This window comes from Maricaulis maris MCS10, from assembly GCF_000014745.1.
Lineage (GTDB): Bacteria > Pseudomonadota > Alphaproteobacteria > Caulobacterales > Maricaulaceae > Maricaulis > Maricaulis maris_A.
On the sequence record NC_008347.1, the window covers coordinates 1,318,042 to 1,333,338 of the forward strand.

The following is a 15,297-nucleotide window of genomic DNA, read 5'->3' on the forward strand; positions in this document are numbered from 1 at the left end:
TCCTAACTACTCGCCCGCCATAGCCCGCAGAGTTTGCACCAATTCGAGCGCCGTGGCCACGCCATCAACCCGGATCGGGGCGGTCTCGTCGGCCGCAGCCTGGGGGGCGATGGCCCGCGTGAAGCCGAGCTTGGCAGCTTCCTTGAGGCGCGAATCACTGCGTCCGACCGGACGAACATCGCCGGAAAGACTGATTTCTCCGTAAACGACCCCGTCGGCGGGCAGGGCCACGTCGAGCGCGGAGGACACGATGGCCGCCGCAACGGCCAGATCGGCGGCCGGTTCGGTGATTTTCAGACCGCCCGCCACGTTGAGAAAAATGTCGCGTCCGGCAATATCGACACCGCAGCGGGCTTCCAGGACCGCCAGCACCATGGCCAGGCGGCCACTGTCCCAGCCGACCACGGCCCGGCGCGCGGTGCCGAAGGCGGCCGGTGCGACCAGCGCCTGGATTTCGGACAGGACCGGGCGGGTTCCCTCCATGCCGGCAAAGACGGCAGCGCCCGGCGTGTCACCGCCGCGTCCGTCAAGAAAGAGTGAGGAGGGGTTGGTGACCTCGGCCAGTCCCTTGTCGCCCATTTCGAACACGCCGATCTCGTCGGTTGGGCCGAAGCGGTTCTTGACCGCGCGCAGGATGCGGAACTGGTGCGAGCGTTCACCCTCGAAATAGAGCACGGCATCGACCATGTGCTCGACCACGCGCGGGCCGGCGATCTGGCCGTCCTTGGTGACATGGCCGACCAGAATGACCGTGCAGTTGGATTTCTTGGCGAAGCGGACCAGCTCCTGGGCGCAGGCACGGACCTGGGCGACCGTACCCGGCGCCGCGGCCAGTTGGTCGGACCAGACGGTCTGGATCGAATCGATCACGACAATGTCGGGCTTTTCCGCCTTCAGCCCGTCGAGAATGTCGTTCAGGGAAGTCTCCGAGGCCAGTGAGACCGGAGCGTCTGCCAGGCCGAGCCGTCGGGCCCGGCGGCGGACCTGGTCAATGGCCTCCTCGCCGGAGACATAGATGGCGCGGGCTTCGCTGCGGGCGATCTGGGCCATCATCTGGAGCAGGAGCGTCGATTTGCCGATGCCTGGATCGCCGCCGACCAGAATGGCCGAGCCGGGCACCAGGCCGCCACCGCAGACCCTGTCGAGCTCACTGATGCCGGATTGCAGGCGCGCGGGTTCCGGGCTTTCCGAGCCCAGATCAACCAGGTTCAGACGCGCGGCGCGGCCCCGTCGTTTCCCCGCAGTGGCCTGGGTGCCCAGCGGTGCCGAGGGCGCTTCCTCGATCAGGGTGTTCCACTCACCACAGGCATCACAGCGCCCGGCCCATTTGGGCTGGGCCCCGCCACAGGACTGGCAGACATAATTGGTTTCAGCGCGCGCCATTCGATCAATCTCCCTTGTTGGGGGCATTCCAGCCCATCGGGATGACAGAACATGTCATGTGGGTGTCGCCAGTCCGACCGGTCTGCATCAGCGCAAATAGCTTCGATCGAAGCGTATGCCGAGGCGGACGAGGAATTCATAGGAGATTGTCGCAGCGCTGTCGGCCATGTTCTCGATGTCGGGGCCGAGAAACCGGACCGGATCGCCGGGCCGGACGGGCTCTTCGACGGCGTCGATATCGACACAGATCAGGTCCATCGAGACCCGGCCGAGGATCGGCACCTGCGTTTCGCCGATGCGGCCATAGCCGCCATTGCCGAAGGCGCGCAAAAGCCCGTCTGCATAGCCGGCAGCGACCGTGGCCACCCGGCGGGGCCGGTCGGCGGTCCAGCAGGCGCCATAGCCGACCGTGTCGCCGGGCTGCAGGGTGCGGATCTGCAGGATGGGAGCGTCAATCGCCACAACCGGTTCGAAGGGCGACGCCTGGCCCGGCGCCGGCATGCCGCTGAACAGGGCCAGGCCGGGGCGCAACATGTCGAAATGATAGGCTTGGCCCAACAGCGTTCCCGTCGAGTTGGACAGGCTTGCGGGAATGCCCGGGAGGGCGTGGCGGATCCGCTCGAATCGTTGCCGCTGCTGCTCATTGAGGGGGTGGTCCGGATCATCCGAGCAGGCCAGGTGGCTCATGATCTGCCGGACGTCCAGCGCGTCGATACGGGCCGGGTCGGCGAGCAAGGCCTCGGTCTCCGCCGCGTCGAGTCCCAGACGGCTCATCCCGGTATCGAAATGGATGGCGCAGGGCAGGTCCGGTGCCAGCGCGCGCAGGTCTTCCAGCTGTTGCAGGTCGTTGATGACCGGGAAAAGCGAAAGCTGGCGCAACTCGGCCAGTTCCGACGGCCAGAAGCCGTTGAAGACGAAAATGTCGGCCGGTCGTCCGGCCAGGGCTTCGCGTGCTTCGCGCGCTTCGGAGGTATGGGCGACATAGAAACAGCGGCACCCCGCATCAGCAAGCGCGGGAACGACTTGCGCCGCGCCGAGGCCATAGCCATTGGCCTTCACCACGGCGCCGACACTGGCGGTGGGGGCGAGCGTCTGCAGGGCCGCGTAATTACGCTTGATGGCGGCGAGATCAATGATCAGCCGTGGGGCCGGATGGGCTCGGCGGGACGACGTCCCGGTATCACTCATGCGGGTCGTCAAAGCGCGTTTCCAGATCGGTGAATTTGGTCAGCATGCCGTCAAAGGCCAGTTTCGCCGTGCCGATCGGACCGTGGCGCTGCTTGCCGATCACCACTTCAGCGACCCGCTCGATGCGGCGGAATTCATCTTCCCAGGCGTGATATTCCGGTGTGTCCTCGCGCGGCTTTTCGCGTTCCTTGTAATAGGCTTCGCGATAGACGAAGAGGACCACGTCGGCGTCCTGCTCGATCGAGCCGGATTCGCGCAGGTCGGAGAGCTGGGGCTTCTTGTCTTCGCGGTTCTCGACCTGGCGGGAGAGCTGGGACAGGGCGATCACCGGGACCGCGAGTTCCTTGGCCAGGGCTTTCAGGTTCTGCGTCACTTCGGAGACTTCCTCGACCCTTGAACTGCCGGAACCGGCCTTGGTCGAGGTGATCAGCTGCAGGTAGTCAACCACGATCAGATCGAGACCATGGGTCCGTTTCAAGCGACGGGCGCGTGCGGCCAGCGCCGAGATCGGCAGGCCACCGGTATCGTCGATGAAGAGCGGCAGGCTCTGGATTTCCAGCACCCCGTCGCGGATTTCCTCGTACTGGGTGGCGTCGATCATGCCCTGGCGGATCATGTAGCCGGGAATGCTGGTATGATCGGCGATGAGACGTGTCGCCAGCTGCTCGGCCGACATTTCCAGCGAGAAAAAGCCGACCACGCCGCCCTTGGTCGTCTTCTTTGAACCATCCGGCTGCAGCTCGTGTTCATAGGCCTTGGCGACATTGAAGGCGATATTGGTGGCCAGCGAGGTTTTCCCCATCGACGGACGACCAGCGAGGATGATCAGGTCGGACGGGTGCATGCCGCCCAGCTTGCGGTCCAGCTCCATCAGCCCGGACGAGATGCCGGCCAGCCCGCCATCACGCTCGAAGGCGGCAGCGGCGGACGCGACCGACTCGGTGAGGGCCTGCTTGAAGCTGACAAAGCCGCGCGAGGTCGAGCCGGCCTCGGCCAGGTTGAACAGTTTCTGCTCGATGCCCTGGATCAGGTCGCGGGCATGCACTTCGGCGTCGGCGCTGGCGGCATTGGCGAGGTCATGGCCGATGCGGATCAGCTCGCGGCGCAGGGCCAGCTCATAGATGATGCGAGCGTATTCGACCGCCGCATTGCCGGTCGCGGCGCCTTCCATCAGCACAGCGAGATAGGTGGTGCCGCCAATATCCTTGAGACCGTCATCGCGATCGAAATGGGTCTTCAGCACAACCGCATCGGCCAGCGAGCCACGGCCGATCAGGTCGGTCGCCGTCTCAAAGATGCGACCATGGACCGGATCATAGAAATGCTCCGCCTTCAGCCAGTCGGCGACGCGGTGGAACATCTCGTTGTCGTAGAGCAGGGCGCCCAGGAAGGCCTGTTCGGCATCCAGATTGTGCGGCGCTGAGTCCAGCTCGGCGACGTCGGTCTCGGCTTCATAGGGCAGGAGTGCAGTGGTCATGCCTATTGGGATACAGAAGGCGGCGCGGCGATACACCCCCCTGATACGGTCCCGGCGGTGATTGCCCACAGCTGAGTGGTTGGCCTGTGGACAAGTGTGGATAACCGCCTGCGACCCTGCAAAAGAAAACGGGCCGGTCTGGTGACCGGCCCGTTTCCGTCAAACGTGAGAAGTGACAGTCGCTTACGCTTCTGTCTCTTCGCTTTCGTCTGCACCGGCGTCTTCGGTTGCTTCGCGCTGGGCAGCCAGTTCCTGGCCTTCCTCGCTGGCTTCGAAGAGCTCGGCGGCCTGGGCGTCGGCGATGGCGCGATCTTCGTCAGCCTGGGCTGCGATCACGTCTTCACCAGCGGCCTGGCGTTCGGCTTCATCCTGCGACCGGGCGATGTTGATCGTCACGGTCACCGACACGTCGGCGTGCAGCTTGATCTTCAGCTCATGCAGGCCGAGCGTCTTGATCGGCGCGTTGAGCGCGATCTGCGAGCGGACGACCTTGGTGCCGCTTTCCGACACGATCTCGGCGATGTCACGCGAGGTGACAGAACCGTAGAGCTGACCGCTTTCGCCGGCCTGACGGATCATGACGAAGCTTTCGCCATCGATCGTCTTGCCGGATTCAGCAGCTTCCGCAGCCCGTTCGGCATTGCGCTTTTCGAGGAGCTCACGCTCGACTTCAAAGCGCGCCATGTTGGCTTCGGTTGCGCGCAGTGCCTTGCCTTGCGGCAGAAGGAAGTTGCGAGCGAAGCCGGGGCGCACGGACACGACGTCACCGATGACGCCGAGATTTTCAACACGTTCCAAGAGAACCAGTTTCATCGTCAGTTCTCCTTAATCGACCACATAGGGGAGCAGGGCCAGCTGACGCGCACGCTTGATGGCACGGGCCAGTTCACGCTGCTTCTTGGCCGAGACCGCGGTGATGCGGGACGGGACGATCTTGCCACGCTCGGACATGTAGCGAAGCAGGAGCTTGGGGTCCTTGAAATCGATCGCCGGTGCATTTTCACCGGAGAACGGGCAGACCTTGCGGCGACGCATGAACGGACGGCGCGCGGGCAGGTTTGAAATATTGCCTGATGACATCGTTCGTTCTCCTAATTCCGCTCGCGACGACCGCGGCGATCATCCTTTTTGGTGAGGATGGCCGACGGCTCTTCGGTGTGGGCTTCAACGCGCAGCGTCATGTGACGGATGACATCTTCGGACAGGCGCTGCAGGCGCTCGAGTTCGTTGATGACGTCAGCTTCCGCGTCAATGTCGATCAGGCCGTAATGACCCTTGCGCGACTTGTTGATGCGGTAGGACAGGTTGCGAAGACCCCAGTACTCGATCTTGCCGGTCTTGCCGCCCTTTTCTTCGATCAGGGCTTTGGTCTCTTCGAGAAGAGATTCCATCTGCGCCGGCGAAACGTCCGGGCGCACGATGAAGATGTGCTCGTAAAGTGCCATGAAGGCTCCCTTCGATAACGGTTGCGGCGCATGCCTGCCGAAGGGTCGGGCAGGTCTGCGGCGGCTCCTTGCCCCTGTCGGAACACCACGTTCCGACGGTCTGAAACAAGGACCGCAACCAAGCGAAGCGCGGGCATTACCGGAAACAGCCTGCATGTGCAAGCCGCATCCCCTCTTGCGCGCGGACCATGACAGGGGCTAGTCAGCCTCAACTCAAATCTTCATGGGGGAGGGATCACCATGAAATTCGCTTTTGTCTTCCCGGGACAGGGCAGCCAGTCGGTCGGCATGGCGCAGGAACTGGCCGGCGAGTTCGCCAGTGCCCGGGCTGTGCTTGACGAGATCGACACGGCGCTGGATCAGAATCTCAGCGGCCTGATGGCCGACGGCCCGATCGAAACGCTAACCCTGACAGAGAATGCCCAGCCGGCCCTGATGGCGTCCAGCCTGGCCGTGATGGCGGTCCTCAAGGCTGAGTTTGACGTAGACGTCAACGCCGCCGAATTCGTCGCCGGTCACAGTCTTGGTGAGTATTCGGCTCTCGCCGCCGCCGGCGCGCTGTCGATCACTGACGCCGCCAAACTGCTTAAGCTGCGCGGTCTGGCCATGCAAAAAGCTGTGCCGGTCGGTGAAGGCACCATGGCGGCGCTTCTGGGCGCTGATGAAGACCTGGCTGCCGCCGCTGTTGCTGCCGGCGCAACGGCTGGCGTGTGCGCGATTGCCAATGACAATGCGCCCGGCCAGATCGTGATCTCCGGGTCCACGGCTGCCATCGACGCGGCCATTGCCAAGGCGGCTGAGCTGGGCCTGAAAAAGGCGATGAAGCTGCCGGTCTCCGCGCCCTTCCATTGCCCGATGATGCAGGCCGCCGCCGATGCCATGGCCGAGGCGCTCGCTGCCGCAACCATCAAGGCGCCGTCGGTGCCGGTCGTCGCCAATGTCACCGCCCGTCCGACGAGCGACGTCGAAACGATCCGCAAACAGCTGGTCGAACAGGTCACCGGCCGTGTCCGCTGGCGCGAAAGCGTGTTGTGGATGGTCGAGGAGGCCGGCATCACCACGCTTGCCGAAGCCGGTTCCGGCAAGGTGCTCTCGACCATGCTCAAGCGGACGACCAAGGATGCCACAGGTGTCCCGCTCAATGCGGCAGCGGGGCTGGAAGCCTTTGCAGCCTCTTTGAAGGAGTAGGCGTTCAGCATGTCCGACACGGAAGACTATTCCCGTGACGCCGTCCTCGAACGGTTGTCGGCCAGACGGGTAAAAAAGGAGCGAAATGCTTTTGTTCCGGCACTCGTCCTGGACGGGATAGTCTTGGCTATCGCGCTGGCCGGAATCGGGTCGGCGTTCAGCGCAATGACGCGGGACGAGGCCATGTTGGGGATTGCCAGTGCCGTGATTGGCGCTCCGGCGCTTTTTGCCATATCCCGTTTTATCAGATCTCGCCCAACCCAGCTGGGTTGGGCTTGGCTCGCACTTTCTGCTTTGTCGCTGGCTTGGCTGCTCGTGACTGAATTTCTTTTCTAGCAACAGGACACACCATGTTCGATCTGACTGGCAAGAATGCCCTCGTGACCGGTGCGACCGGCGGGCTTGGCAATGCGATTGCACGCAAGCTTCACGCCCAGGGTGCCACGGTCGCCCTGTCCGGCACGCGCGAAAACGTGCTGCAGGAACTGGCTGATGATCTGGGCGAGCGCGCCCATGTCCTGCCGTGCAACCTGTCTGACGCTGCTGCCGTTGATGCCCTGCCCAAACAGGCTGCCGAGGCCATGGGCTCGCTGGATATCCTGGTCGCCAATGCTGGCATCACCAAGGACCAGCTGTTGATGCGGATGAAGGATGAGGACTGGGACACGGTCATCAAGGTCAATCTGGAAAGCTATTTCCGCCTCACCCGTGCCGCCCTGCGCGGCATGATGAAGGCGCGGTGGGGCCGCATTGTCGGAATTACCTCGGTGGTCGGCGTGACCGGCAATCCGGGCCAGACCAATTACTGCGCCTCCAAGGCCGGCATGATCGGTTTTTCCAAATCGCTGGCGCAGGAAGTTGCCGCCCGCGGTGTCACGGTCAACTGCGTCGCGCCGGGCTTCATCGCCTCGCCGATGACAGACGTCCTCAATGAGGACCAACGCTCCACGATTCTGGCCAAGATTCCGGCCGGAGACTTGGGCAGTGGTGATGATATCGCCAATGCTGTTGTCTATCTCGCCAGTGCAGAAGCCGGGTATGTCACCGGGCAGACGCTGCACGTCAATGGCGGCATGGCGATGATTTAACTGTAGAAGTTCAACCTGCGGGTAGCGCCTCGACTTCTGGTCTTGCCGGAGGAAACATGCTAACTGCCCGCGCATCTTGGGATGGCGACTGTTTCGCCGCTTCCCGTCCTGTCCTGCACCGCTATATTGGCGCGGTGAATCACTATGAGGGTCTGAAATGTCTGACGTTCTCGAGCGCGTTTCCAAAATTGTCATTGAGCATCTTGATGTCGAGGCCGAAAAGGTCACCGACAAAGCCAGCTTCATTGACGATCTGGGCGCCGACTCCCTGGATAATGTCGAACTCGTTATGGCGTTCGAAGAAGAATTCGACATCGAAATTCCGGATGACGCCGCCGAGCACATCCAGACGGTCGGTGACGCCGTGAAGTTCATCTCCGAGAAGGTGGGCTAACACCCCCTCATGCGCCGCGTTGTCGTCACCGGTATCGGGCTCGTAACGCCGCTGGGCTGCGGGCGGGAAGTCGTTTGGGAACGTCTTCTCGCCGGTCAGTCCGGTCTGGGCTCCATCGAGCATTTCGAGACCTCGGACCTGTCCTGCCGTGTGGCCGGGCTGGTTCCGCGCAAGGACGGACGCGGCGGTGGACGGGCAGGCGAGGCCGGGGTGTTCGACCCCGACAGCGTCATGAGCGTCCGCGATCAACGCCGGATCGATGATTTCATCCTGTACGGGATCGCAGCCGCCGACGAGGCGATTGCGGACTCAGGATGGGAGCCCGCCTCCGAAGAGGAGCGGCATCGTGCCGGCGTGATGATCGGATCCGGCATTGGTGGTCTTGAAACCACCTATGAGGCCTCGGTCCTCTTGCACGAGAAGGGGCCGCGCCGCCTCTCTCCCTTTGTCATTCCGGGCATGCTGATCAACCTCGCTTCCGGCCAGGTGTCGATCAAGCACGGCCTGAAGGGCCCCAACCACGCTGTGGTGACGGCCTGTTCGACCGGGGCCCACGCCATTGGCGACGCGGCCCGCATGGTCGCCCGCGGCGATGCCGACCTGATGGTCGCCGGCGGCGCCGAAGCGACGGTCTGCCGTCTGGGCATCGCCTCATTCATTGCCTGCAAGGCCTTGTCTACCGGTTTTAACGAGACGCCTGAAAAGGCCTCGCGCCCCTATGACACCGACCGCGATGGTTTCGTCATGGGCGAGGGTGCCGGTGTGGTCGTCCTGGAAGATTACGAGCGCGCGAAAGCCCGCGGCGCGACCATCTATGCCGAAGTGAAGGGCTATGGCCTGTCCGGCGATGCCTACCACATCACGGCGCCCGCCGAAGATGGCGATGGCGGTTTCCGCTCGATGTCGGCGGCGCTCAAGGATGCCGGCCTGACACCGGCGGATATTGATTATGTGAATGCCCACGGCACCTCGACACCCAAGGGTGACGAGATCGAGCTGCGCGCCGTCGAGCGCCTGTTTGGCGAGACCGCTGGCGATGTCGTGATGTCCTCGACCAAATCAGCGGTCGGCCATCTTCTGGGAGCGGCCGGGGCGGTAGAGGCGATTTTCTCGATATTGGCGATACGCGACGGTGTCTGCCCGCCAACCCTCAATCTCGACAATCCATCGGTCGAGACCGCGATCAACCTGGCGCCGCACACGGCCGTCAGGCGTCCGGTCCGCGCCGCCCTGTCGAATTCATTCGGATTCGGCGGCACCAATGCGTCCGTGGTATTTGTCGCGGCCGAGTAAAGCGTTTTCGGGGACACCATTATGAGCGACGCGCCCGCGCCCAAGGCCAAGGCCAAATCCGGCCTGGTCCGTATCTTCATCGGATTGATCGTAATCCTGTTTGTCCTCGCCCTGGTGGCGGCCGGCACCGTCTATGGCGGCTACAAGTGGATGCAGGCCGAATTCGCCGCGCCGGGACCGGCGGAAGAGGAAACCATTATTCTCCTGCCACGCGGGGCCGGACTGATCGCCATCGCCAGCCAGCTGGAAAACGCCGGCCTGATCAGCGATCGCCGCATCTTCCGCGTCGCGGTGACGCTGGATGGCGGTGAGGGCGTGTTGCGGGCGGGCGAGTACCGCATACCCGCTCAGGCCTCGATGGCGCAGATCTACGAACAACTCCGCGTCGGCCAGACGGTGCAATATCCGGTCACCTTTGCCGAAGGCCTGACCAGCGCCATGATCGTCGAAACGCTGAATGCGGCGGACGTGCTGACCGGTGAGATCAGCGATATTCCCGCCGAGGGAACGCTGCTGCCCGAGACCTATCTGGTCACCCGTGGCACCGCGCGCCAGGAAGTCCTTGACCGCATGGCTGCGGCCCAGACCGAACTGCTGGACCGCTTGTGGGAGACCCGCGCCGAAAACCTGCCTGTGACCAGCCGCGAGGAGGCCATTATCCTGGCTTCGGTGGTCGAGAAGGAGACCGGTGTCGCGTCGGAACGCCCCGAGGTCGCCGCGGTTTTCGTCAACCGCCTGCGACGCGGCATGCGTCTGGAAAGTGATCCGACCATCATTTATGGCATCAGCCAGGGCCGCCCCCTGGGGCGCGGGCTGCGTCGCTCGGAAATCGACAATACCGAGAACGCCTGGAACACCTACCAGATCCCGCGCCTGCCACCGACGCCGATCGCCAATCCCGGTGCCGAATCGATTGCCGCCGTCCTCAATCCGGCCGAGAGCACGGCGCTCTTCTTCGTCGCCGACGGGTCCGGCGGTCACGCCTTCGCCGATACCTATGCCCAGCACCAGCGCAATGTCGCGGTCTGGCGCCGGGTCGAGCGCCAGCGTCGCAATGGGGGCAATTGAGATGGGCGTGCTCTCAGGCATGACCGGCTTTGCCCGTGTCGACGGCCAGGCTCCGGGCTGGAGCTGGACCTGGGAGGCGCGCAGCGTCAATGGCAAGGGGCTGGAGGCACGTTTTCGCCTGCCCAATGGTTTTGAACGACTGGAGTTGAAGGCCCGCGAACTGGCCAAGGCGCGATTTGCCCGCGGCAATGTCAATGCCACGCTCAATCTGCGCCGGGAAAGCGAAGCCGGCTCGGTCCGGATCGACCTGGCGCGCCTGCGCAGCCTGCTCGATCAGGCCGCCCCGCTACTCGAAGGCGATCAAGTCCGCCGACCGACGCTGGACGGCATGTTGGCCCTGCCCGGCATGATCGATGCCGAGCAGGCCGGGGCCGATAGCGATACGGCGACGCTCGACAAGGCCCTGCTGGCCAGTCTGGCCGAGGCCCTGGACGGGCTGAGGGCGGCGCGTCGCGAAGAGGGCGCAGCCCTTGCGGTTGTGCTGTCAGGTCATGTCGATGAAATCAGCCGCCTGACCGGCGAGGCCGCCGGCCACGCCGCGACAAGGACCGATGCCATCCGCGACCGGCTGGCTGCCAAATTCGCGGAACTCCTGCCCGAGGGCCTGCCGGAAGACCGGCTGGCGACCGAGGCGGCCATGCTGGCGATGAAGATGGATGTGCGCGAGGAGCTGGATCGTCTCGTCGCCCACATCGCTGCAGCGCGCGATCTGCTCTCCGCCGGCTCTCCGGTGGGCCGCAAGCTGGACTTCCTGTCACAGGAGTTTAATCGCGAGGCGAACACTCTATGCTCGAAGTCCTCCGATTCTTCGCTGACCGCGATCGGGCTTTCGCTCAAGAATACGGTCGATCAGTTCAGGGAGCAGATCCAGAATGTCGAGTGATGGCTACCCCGCCCCGATCTTCCGTGGTCGCCGACGTGGCGTGCTGCTGGCCCTGTCCAGCCCGTCCGGGGCCGGCAAGACGACCCTGTCCAAGCGCCTGCTGAGCCAGAACCCTGATGTGGTCCTGTCGGTCTCGGCGACCACGCGCAAGCCGCGCCCGGGCGAGGTCGATGGCCAGGATTATCACTTCATCTCGGTCGACGAGTTCAAGAAGAAGATCGAGGACGACGAGTTCTTCGAGTGGGCCGAGGTCTTCGGTCGCTATTACGGCACACCGAAGACGCCCGTCATGGAGGCTGTCGAGGACGGTCGCGATGTGGTCTTCGATATCGACTGGCAGGGCGCCCAGGCGCTGGCTGCTGCCGCGCCGGATGATGCCGTACGTGTCTTCATTCTGCCGCCGTCACTGGCGCTGCTGGAAGACCGCCTACGCAAACGTGGCCAGGACACGACCGAAATCATCAAGGACCGCATGGCCCGCGCCAAGGACGAGATTTCGCACTGGCACGAGTATGACTATGTCATCGTCAATGACGATTTCGCCCGGGCGCTCGAAAAGCTCAACGAGATCCTCCACGCCGAACGTCTCAAGCGTCTGCGTCATCCCTGGCTGGAAGAATTCGTCGACGCCATCATGGAACAATAGGCGTCAGGCGCGTCCGGCATCATAGGCGGCGCGCCAGGCCCGGGCCAGTGACTGGAAGCCGGTGATATCAATCACTTCGGCCCGATCTCCGGCATTCAGCCCTGCTTCCTCCAGCAGCGCGTCGGCGCTGGTACCGCCCTGACCGGCGGCCTGGGCAAGGCTGCGGCGCAGCGTCTTGCGGCGCTGGCCGAAAGCCGAGGCCGTGATCCGTTCCAACGCGACAACATCCTTGAACTGCTGCGCCTCGGGCAGCGGATCGAGCACCACCACGGCCGATTCGACCTTGGGCGGCGGGGTAAAGGCCCGCGCCGGGATTTTCAGGGCCAGATGGGCCTGGCAGCGTGATTGCGAGATCACGGCCAGGCGACCATAGGCCTTGTCGCCCGGCTGGGCGACGACCCGGTCGGCGACCTCGCGCTGGAACATCAGCACGGCGCGGCGCCACCAGATCGGCTCTGCCTGCAGCCATTTGATCAGCAATTGCGTGCCGACATTATAGGGCAGGTTGGACAGGATGACCTTGTCGCCGGGACCGGTCAGGAGCGCGGTTTCATCGACCTCGAGGGCGTCGCCCTGTTCGACCGTCAGGCGCCCACCCGAGGCGACATTGATTTCGTCCAGCGCGCCGAGGAAGCGGGAATCCATCTCGACGGCCAGGAGAGAGGCCGCGCCCTCGGCGAGGATGGCGCGGGTCAGCCCGCCCGGGCCGGGGCCGACCTCGATGGCCTGGTCGCGGCTCATATCCCCGGCGAGGCGGGCGATCTTGGCGGTCAGGTTGAGGTCGAGCAGGAAGTGTTGTCCGAACGACTTCTTTGCGCCCAGATCATGGCTGGCGATGACATCCCGGAGCGGCGGCAGCTGGTCGAGGCTCATGCCCGGCACTCCGCGATTTTCACGGCCTGCTCCAGCGCCGCCAGCAGGCTGTCGGGCCTGGCCACGCCCTGTCCCGCGATGTTGAAGGCGGTGCCGTGATCGGGCGAGGTGCGGACGATGGGCAGGCCCAGCGTGATGTTGACGCCGCCATGGAAGTCGAGGGTTTTCACCGGGATCAGGCCCTGGTCGTGATAGAGGCAGATGGCCGCATCATAGCCGGCTCGCGCCTCGGCATGGAATAGCGTGTCAGGCGGCTGGGCATCGGTGATATCGATGCCGTCAGCCCTCAGACGCGCGGCGAGCGGATCGAGAATATCGATCTCTTCATCACCCAGAGCGCCGCCCTCGCCAGCATGCGGATTGAGGCCGGCCAGGGCGAGGCGGGGCCGGGCGATGCCGAAATCGCGGCGCAATGCGGCATCGGTGATGCGGGCAGTAGCTTCGACTCGTTGAGGCGTGATCAGCGAGAGTGCCCGCACCAGCGGCTCGTGGATCGTGACCAGGACCACACGCAGGCCGCCACCGGCCAGCATCATCGCCGGTCCCTTGGGGCCATCGACAGGATGGTCCGCACACAGCTCGGCCAGGAATTCGGTATGTCCGGGAAAGGCAAAGCCGGCCTCATACATTACCGATTTCGCGATCGGTGCCGTAACCAGCGCGCTGACCTGCCCGTCGAGGGCCAGGCGGACGCCGGTTTCGATGGCGGCCTTGGTGCAGGCGGCATTGGCCGTGTCGGGCTGGCCGGGACGGACCGGAGCGGCGATTTTGACGCCGACGTCGAACACCGGCAGGCCGTCGAGTGTTTCGGCGGCTTCGCGGGTCGGCGTGGGCAGCGGACAGGGGGCAGGAAGGCCAAGTGCCTGTGCTGTCGCGGTGAAGGCGTCGATATCGCCGAGCGCGATCAGGGGCGGCACACCATTGCGACGGCGCCAGCTCTGCCAGGCCTTCAGGATGATCTCGGGGCCGATCCCGGCCGGATCACCCATCGACACAGCGACGGGTGACAGCTGGGTCATCAGTTTCGGATCTCGACCGTTGAGTCGCGACGCAGATCCCGCAGCCAACGGCGCGACAGCAGTGACAATTGCTGGCCGCGCAGCTGGCTTTCCAGATCATCGCGGGTGGGAACACCCGGGCCGGCAATCGCACGGTCGCAGACGATCAGGGCCTGCAGGCCCACACCCGATTGCAGGACGCCGGTATTCTCACCCTCGTCCAGTGGCTGCAGGGCGTCGCGGATGGCCGGCAGGACGGCTTCCGCAGAGATGCTGCCGAGCGGTGTGTAAATGGCGCCCGGAATGCGGCTGGCCACGGCTTCGGCCTGGGCGCAGGTCGGGCTGGCATCGAGCTCGCGGGCGAAGGTGCCGGCAGTTGTGTCGGTCAGCGCGCTGGTCGGCACGGTGATCTGGACAAGGTCATATTGCAGTGTGGTGGTGCCATCACGGGCGCCAACCAGGGCAATGACCATGAAGCCACCGGGCACTTCGATCGGATTGGAGAGCGCGCCGCGGCCGCCGCTCTGGTCATATTGTCCGCGCATTTGCGGCATGATCGCGGCGACTTCCGGCTGCAGTTGCGAAGCCGTGATCCAGCCGATATCGCCGCCATTGGCCGCAGACGGCGCGTCCGAGAACTGGCGTGCCAGTTCGGGGAAGGTCGCGCCTTGCTGGAGCTGGTTCATCACCGTGATGACCCGCTGGATGGTCTGTTCTTCCTGTCCCGGCCCCGGCACTTCGAACAACATCTCGAAAATGCGGAATTGCGGCTGGGATGCGCTGGCGGCAAGGCGTTCCAGGGCCAGTTCGATCTGCTGCTCGGAAATACGGATGCGCGAGCCATAGCGGCCATTGACGATGATCTGCCAGGCGATTTCAGCCTCGAGCTGGTGGCGCAGCGTCGAGACATCCACACCGGAAGATTGCAGGTCCTGGATGATGACGTCGATGGTGGTGTTGTTGCGGTCGGCCAGGTCGAGAAGCGAGTTGGTGATCTCCGCGTCCGACACTTCGATATCGTATTCCGAGGCAGCCTGAAGCTGGAGGTGCTCGTCGACCAGGCCGCGCATGGCCTGGTCCTGGATCCGCGACAGCGTGCCCTCGTCAATCTGAGACATGCCGGTCGACGCGATGATCAGGCGCATGCGATTGCGCACATCCACCGTGGTGATCGGCTCGTCATTGACCAGGGCGGCGACGCCCTCGGTCGTTTGAGCATGCGCGTTGGTCGCGCACATCGGGGCGACGAAAGCAAGCAAGGAAAGGACAATTCGTTTGGCGCAGGTCATCAGCAATCGCATGTTGGTTCGGGGCGGAACATTACTCAAACTCGGCCCCGGCGCAATCACGGGACACTGTTATGAGTGAGGGGC

The 15,297-nt window shown here is 64.2% G+C and carries 17 protein-coding genes; 8 read left to right on the plus strand and 9 right to left on the minus strand.

What is annotated here, in order from left to right; genetic code table 11:
* Positions 1-6: 6 nt before the first annotated feature.
* The 6 genes from radA to rpsF form a co-directional block, all read right to left on the minus strand.
* Complete coding sequence (radA, locus tag MMAR10_RS06285) at positions 7-1,383, minus strand: DNA repair protein RadA (protein ID WP_011643147.1); 1,377 nt, start codon at positions 1,381-1,383, stop codon at positions 7-9.
* An 87-nt stretch (positions 1,384-1,470) separates the two neighbouring features.
* Positions 1,471-2,571: an alanine racemase gene (gene alr / locus MMAR10_RS06290; protein WP_011643148.1), complete on the minus strand. Its 1,101-nt coding sequence runs from the start codon at positions 2,569-2,571 to the stop codon at positions 1,471-1,473.
* On the minus strand, positions 2,564-4,048 hold the full coding sequence (locus tag MMAR10_RS06295; RefSeq protein WP_011643149.1) for a replicative DNA helicase: 1,485 nt from the start codon (positions 4,046-4,048) through the stop codon (positions 2,564-2,566). The genes alr and MMAR10_RS06295 overlap by 8 nt, the downstream gene beginning before the upstream one ends.
* A gap of 183 nt (positions 4,049-4,231) precedes the next feature.
* Positions 4,232-4,861, minus strand: a complete 630-nt coding sequence (gene rplI, locus MMAR10_RS06300; protein WP_011643150.1) for a 50S ribosomal protein L9 — start codon at positions 4,859-4,861, stop codon at positions 4,232-4,234.
* A 12-nt stretch (positions 4,862-4,873) separates the two neighbouring features.
* A complete protein-coding gene (gene rpsR, locus MMAR10_RS06305; protein ID WP_011643151.1) occupies positions 4,874-5,128 on the minus strand; it encodes a 30S ribosomal protein S18 in 255 nt (84 codons plus the stop codon).
* A gap of 11 nt (positions 5,129-5,139) precedes the next feature.
* A complete protein-coding gene (rpsF, locus tag MMAR10_RS06310) occupies positions 5,140-5,493 on the minus strand; it encodes a 30S ribosomal protein S6 (RefSeq protein WP_011643152.1) in 354 nt (117 codons plus the stop codon).
* 240 nt (positions 5,494-5,733) lie between these two features.
* Between rpsF and fabD the strand changes: the two genes are divergently transcribed.
* The 8 genes from fabD to gmk all read left to right on the plus strand — a co-directional run bounded on the left by fabD (position 5,734) and on the right by gmk (position 12,053).
* Entirely contained in the window at positions 5,734-6,681 is a 948-nt protein-coding gene (fabD, locus tag MMAR10_RS06315) for an ACP S-malonyltransferase (RefSeq protein ID WP_011643153.1), read from the plus strand.
* A gap of 9 nt (positions 6,682-6,690) precedes the next feature.
* The gene (locus MMAR10_RS06320; protein WP_011643154.1) at positions 6,691-7,017 is read left to right on the plus strand and encodes a hypothetical protein; all 327 of its coding nucleotides are present in this window, start codon (positions 6,691-6,693) and stop codon (positions 7,015-7,017) included.
* A 14-nt stretch (positions 7,018-7,031) separates the two neighbouring features.
* Positions 7,032-7,769: a 3-oxoacyl-[acyl-carrier-protein] reductase gene (gene fabG, locus MMAR10_RS06325; RefSeq protein WP_011643155.1), complete on the plus strand. Its 738-nt coding sequence runs from the start codon at positions 7,032-7,034 to the stop codon at positions 7,767-7,769.
* A gap of 157 nt (positions 7,770-7,926) precedes the next feature.
* A complete protein-coding gene (locus MMAR10_RS06330) occupies positions 7,927-8,163 on the plus strand; it encodes an acyl carrier protein (protein WP_011643156.1) in 237 nt (78 codons plus the stop codon).
* Between the two features lie 9 nt (positions 8,164-8,172).
* Complete coding sequence (gene fabF / locus MMAR10_RS06335) at positions 8,173-9,456, plus strand: beta-ketoacyl-ACP synthase II (protein WP_011643157.1); 1,284 nt, start codon at positions 8,173-8,175, stop codon at positions 9,454-9,456.
* Positions 9,457-9,477: 21 nt separating this feature from the next.
* Positions 9,478-10,524, plus strand: coding sequence for an endolytic transglycosylase MltG (mltG, locus tag MMAR10_RS06340; RefSeq protein ID WP_011643158.1), 1,047 nt, complete (start codon positions 9,478-9,480; stop codon positions 10,522-10,524).
* A gap of 1 nt (position 10,525) precedes the next feature.
* Entirely contained in the window at positions 10,526-11,407 is an 882-nt protein-coding gene (locus MMAR10_RS06345) for a YicC/YloC family endoribonuclease (RefSeq protein WP_011643159.1), read from the plus strand.
* The gene (gmk, locus tag MMAR10_RS06350; RefSeq protein ID WP_011643160.1) at positions 11,397-12,053 is read left to right on the plus strand and encodes a guanylate kinase; all 657 of its coding nucleotides are present in this window, start codon (positions 11,397-11,399) and stop codon (positions 12,051-12,053) included. Before MMAR10_RS06345 ends, gmk begins: the two co-directional genes overlap by 11 nt.
* Before the next feature lie 3 nt (positions 12,054-12,056).
* On the opposite strand, the gene rsmA is transcribed toward gmk, so the two are convergent.
* The 3 genes from rsmA to MMAR10_RS06365 are packed head-to-tail and all read right to left on the minus strand — an operon-like array spanning position 12,057 to position 15,225.
* Positions 12,057-12,926: a 16S rRNA (adenine(1518)-N(6)/adenine(1519)-N(6))-dimethyltransferase RsmA gene (gene rsmA / locus MMAR10_RS06355; RefSeq protein WP_011643161.1), complete on the minus strand. Its 870-nt coding sequence runs from the start codon at positions 12,924-12,926 to the stop codon at positions 12,057-12,059.
* Positions 12,923-13,945 (minus strand): 4-hydroxythreonine-4-phosphate dehydrogenase PdxA, encoded by a 1,023-nt coding sequence (gene pdxA / locus MMAR10_RS06360; RefSeq protein WP_011643162.1) that lies wholly within the window; start codon positions 13,943-13,945, stop codon positions 12,923-12,925. Before pdxA ends, rsmA begins: the two co-directional genes overlap by 4 nt.
* Positions 13,945-15,225: a peptidylprolyl isomerase gene (locus MMAR10_RS06365; RefSeq protein ID WP_233353876.1), complete on the minus strand. Its 1,281-nt coding sequence runs from the start codon at positions 15,223-15,225 to the stop codon at positions 13,945-13,947. Before MMAR10_RS06365 ends, pdxA begins: the two co-directional genes overlap by 1 nt.
* Positions 15,226-15,297: the final 72 nt, after the last annotated feature.